This window comes from Streptomyces phytophilus (assembly GCF_013870535.1).
Taxonomy (GTDB): Bacteria; Actinomycetota; Actinomycetes; order Streptomycetales; family Streptomycetaceae; genus Streptomyces; species Streptomyces phytophilus.
The window spans coordinates 1-4,051 of record NZ_JACBXC010000526.1 but is presented as its reverse complement, the minus strand read 5'-3'; the positions used below and the strand labels follow the sequence as shown (position 1 = coordinate 4,051).

Sequence of the window (4,051 nt, the reverse complement as noted above, 5' to 3'; positions counted from 1 at the left end):
GCTCCTCCAAGGCCAGGGCGGGGAGTGCGACGGGGGCGCTGAGCGTCCGAGGTGGCAGCGCCGACCAGCGACTTTTGACAGTCATAGGTAAATGGTAGCAACTCTTACTTGAGAGGTCGTGGAGATTGGGGGAGCCTCGCCCCGCAACTCCGACACGACCATGACATCCAGGCGGCGCGCCGGGCGGACCAGGGTCGCCGGGGCCTGTCTTCGGCCGCTGTTCCCAGGTGGTGCGGGCGAGGTTGTGGCCCGGCGGTCCCTACGCGTCCGCGGCTGTCCGAGCCGGTGGTGCCTGTGGTGAGAGGCCGGGAACCGTCTTGACTGCCGCCCGGCCGCACTCCAGCGGAGCTTCCGCTTCCTCATCTCCGCGGCGATGCCAGGCCGCGAAGACCTCTTCCGGACGACGTCCGACCAGGATTCTCAAGGCATACGCCGGACCCGTATGCTGGACGCCAATTCACCTTCCTGGATTCCGCATAGTGGCCCTGCTGGTAGCGGCAATAATTCTTCCCTGCGTGAATACCGCACGCTCTCATTTGATCTGCAGGAGCCCGGAGGTCCGATCACGCGGGACGCCTGAGTGGCGGTCAAGGTGTCCTCTAGTGGCGACAGATAGCGTAGGAGCGTCAAGAGGTTGTCTCACGCGGTGTTTCGCGAGCTTCTTGTAGCAGGTCAGGGCAGCAGCCACGTCGGGGGAGGCGAGGAAATGGGAGCCCTTTCGCTCGTATCGGACGGTGAGGTCGCCGAGAATCCAGGCGATGACCGTCCGATGCTCCAGCGAAGCCTGCCGAGCCGTTCACCGGACTCGATGCACGGCCGGGCGGTGCGCGGGGTCAGGCCCCGTTCACGTAGCCAGGCGAGGTGGTCGGCGGAGAGGTACGCCTTGTCGACGCGGAGTTTGACGGTGTGCCGTCGCCGGCGACATCCGGAACGGCGGCAGTGACGGGGCGACGAGCTCCCGCAGTCCGTCAGGGATCAGCCGTAGTGACAGATCGGCACCACGAAGAGACATGATGCCGCAGCTCACACTGTGAGCACATGAGAAAGCTAAACCGGGGGAATCAGTGGCGACAGCGAACGCTGTGGGCCACTGCATGTTCGGGGGAGTTTGGGATGAAGCAGAGCTATTTGGCCGTCGATGAGGCGGCCCGGTTAGCCGATGCCCCATTTTCGCGTGGCAGGTCTGGCCCGAATTTCGCGTGGCAGGTCTGGCCCGACGCGTTTCCGTAAGGCCCGCATACCGGCTCGTGAGACGCTCACGACCTGGTACTTCACCTCCTGCCCGCAGGTCAGTGACCGCATGCTGACGTGGGTCAGTTGAGCCGATCCCGAGAAGAACTCTGTCGAGTCCTGGGTGCAGTCCGGTGCGCGTTCCCGTAGGGCCGTGGAAGCGGCCCTCGCATGCGGTGCCCAGTTCGACGACCCGGCCCACGAGTTCGTCAGCGGTGTGTCATGAACCTGTCACTCTCCGCCGCGGACTGAGGGCTCATCTGCCCACCCCCGCTCGGCTGTCAGCGCAGGAAGAAGGGCCAAGGAGCAGCCATCGATATCCCGAACCCCCCACAAAGGGGCCGATCCAGAGGCCCGCCGCCCAAGAAATCGGAGAAAAATCATGACGACGTCCAGAGGCACGTCGGACTCAGGCCCCACGCTGGGCCGCAGGTCGGTGCTGATCGGCGGCTCCACGGCCGCCGCCATGACCATGTTGAACCTGCCCCACACCGCCGGCGCCGCCGTGATCAACGGGGAGCCGGACCCCACGTTCGACTTCGACCTCGACACCGACAACTACATCAAGTGGGCCAGGCCCTCAAGCAACGACCAGGCCACCACGCCGTCCGTCAACGGATTCGTCGGCTCGATGGACGCCACCCTCATCCTGTGGATGGCCCACGTCGGGGCAATGGCGGCGTTCGACGCGGTGGCGCCGTACCACGAGACCGCGGTCGGTGCGTATGCCCGGATCCCACGCCGCCCCTCCAGCGAGTCCGCCACCAACCGGAACATGAACATCGCCCTCTTCCACTCCCAGTACCGCATCTTCGAGAAGATGCCGCTGGGCGGCCTGGAGGGCCCCCTGGGTGGCCTGCGGCAGGCCATGGTCGCGCTCGGCCTGGACCCGGACGACACCTCGGAGAACTTGACTAGCCCGGTCGGCGTCGGCAACGTGGCGGCCAAGGCCGTCTGGAACGCCCTGAAGAACGACGGCATGAACATCCTGGGCTACGAGGGCGGTCGCAAGTACAACCCGCGGCCCTTGTCGGACTACACCGGCTACCGGCCGGTGAACACCCCCTACGAGCTGAGCAACCCCTCACGCTGGCAGCCGCTGCTCGGCCCGCACAACGGCCGTCGCGTCGGTGGTGGCCCCGGCGACCTGGGCATCTATGTGGCCCAGCACTTCGTCACCCCGCAGGTTGCGGTGACCAAGCCGCACATCTTCACCGACCCGGCCCACTTCAAGCTGGGCCCGCCCAGGCACAGCGACCACCGCCGGCCCCGGGCCTACAAGCAGGCCGTGGACGACGTCCTGGAGGCATCGGCGACGCTCACCGACGAGCGCAAGGCGCTCGCCGAGGTCATGGACAACAAGTCCTGGGGCCTGGGCTACACCGCCACCGCCGCCGCCCAGAACTACGAGGCGAACCACGGGGAGATGGGGGTGTTCGACTGGGTCGCGTGGTCGCTCCAGCACTCCCTGGCGACCTTCGGCGCGGTGGTCGCCGTCTGGCACCACAAGGGCGTGTACGACGCCGTGCGGCCGATCAGCGCGGTGCGGCACGTGTACGGCCGCAGCAAGATCACCGCCTGGGGCGGTCGCGGCATGGGTACGGTCGACGACCTGCCCGCCAACGAGTGGGTCAGCTACCTGCCCACGGGCGACCACCCGGAGTTCCCGTCGGGATCGTCGTCGCTGTGCGCCGCCGGGTCGCAGGCGCTGCGGCGCTACTTCGGCTCCGAGGACCTGAACTGGACCCTCGAATTCAAGGCCGGCAAGTCGTTGACGGAGCCGGGGGTCGTCCCCGCCAAGGACCTCAAGGTGCACTTCGCCACGTGGTCCGAGTTCGACAGGGTGTGCGCGGAGAGCCGGGTGTGGGGCGGTGTCCACTTCCGCGAGACGGTCGAGCGGTCCACGGTCTTCGGTCAGCAGTTCGGCGACCTTGCCCACGAGTACATACAGCGGCACATCGCGGGCAACGTGAAGGACGGCGCCGGGAACTGACGGCGGTAGCAGGGCCGGGACCGGGACCACGGCAGGGAGCCGTGGTCCCGGTCCCGCCCTCGCGCCCGTTCCCCCGTGCTGTGAAGAAAAGAGTGCGGCAGCCCTTCACCGCGCCGGCCGGCCTAGTGCCGGAACCGGAACCGGAACCGCAGCCGCGGCGCGTCGGCCGGCCGGAGCGGATCGCCGGGGGTGCCGGCCGGTGCCTTGCGGTCCGCCTGTGCGCGGACCTCGTGGTGGGAGTCGTGCGCGGTGACGCGCATCGCCTCCTCGTACGCGGCCAGCGCACCCAGCATCGCGGATCCGGCCTGCCCGCGGCGGCGCAGGACGTTCTTGAGCCAGGTCAGGAAGCCCGTCACCGCCAGCAGGCAGCCGGCCAGGACCAGGTACGGCACGACGTCGCCCACGCCGCGTCAACTCCCGGCGCGCCCGCGGGGTTCCGCGCGCTCAGCCGTCGACGAACTTCAGCCCGATGACGCCCGCGAGGATCAGCCCCAGGCACGCCAGCCGGGCCGGCGACGCGCTCTCGCCCATCGCGAGGATGCCCACGGCGGCCACGCCCAGCGAGCCGAGCCCGACCCAGACGGCGTACGCCGTGCCGACGGGCAGGCTGCGCAGGGCCATCGTCAGCACGACGACGCTCGCCATGGCCATCACCAGCCCGATCGTCGAGGGCCAGAGGCGGGTGAGGCCGTCGGACTGCTTCAGGGCGGTGGCCCAGACGAGTTCGAGGCCGGCGGCGATCAGCAGGAATATCCAGGGCACGGTTGTCTCCCGGGTTCTTTCGTTGCGGTGGTACGTCGGTCGCGGGCGGCCCTAGGCGGCGAAGCC

3 protein-coding genes are annotated in these 4,051 nt (G+C 68.5%); 1 reads left to right on the top strand and 2 read right to left on the bottom strand.

Annotated elements, in window-relative coordinates; all coding sequences use genetic code 11:
- The first annotated feature begins 1,612 nt into the window (after positions 1-1,612).
- Entirely contained in the window at positions 1,613-3,223 is a 1,611-nt protein-coding gene (locus tag H5J30_RS20625) for a DUF6851 domain-containing protein (RefSeq protein WP_181788882.1), read from the top strand.
- A 122-nt stretch (positions 3,224-3,345) separates the two neighbouring features.
- Here H5J30_RS20625 and H5J30_RS20620 read toward each other — a convergent pair whose 3' ends face one another.
- Entirely contained in the window at positions 3,346-3,627 is a 282-nt protein-coding gene (locus H5J30_RS20620) for a hypothetical protein (RefSeq protein WP_181788881.1), read from the bottom strand.
- A 40-nt stretch (positions 3,628-3,667) separates the two neighbouring features.
- Positions 3,668-3,985, bottom strand: coding sequence for a DMT family transporter (locus tag H5J30_RS20615; RefSeq protein WP_181788880.1), 318 nt, complete (start codon positions 3,983-3,985; stop codon positions 3,668-3,670).
- Between the last annotated feature and the right edge of the window lie 66 nt (positions 3,986-4,051).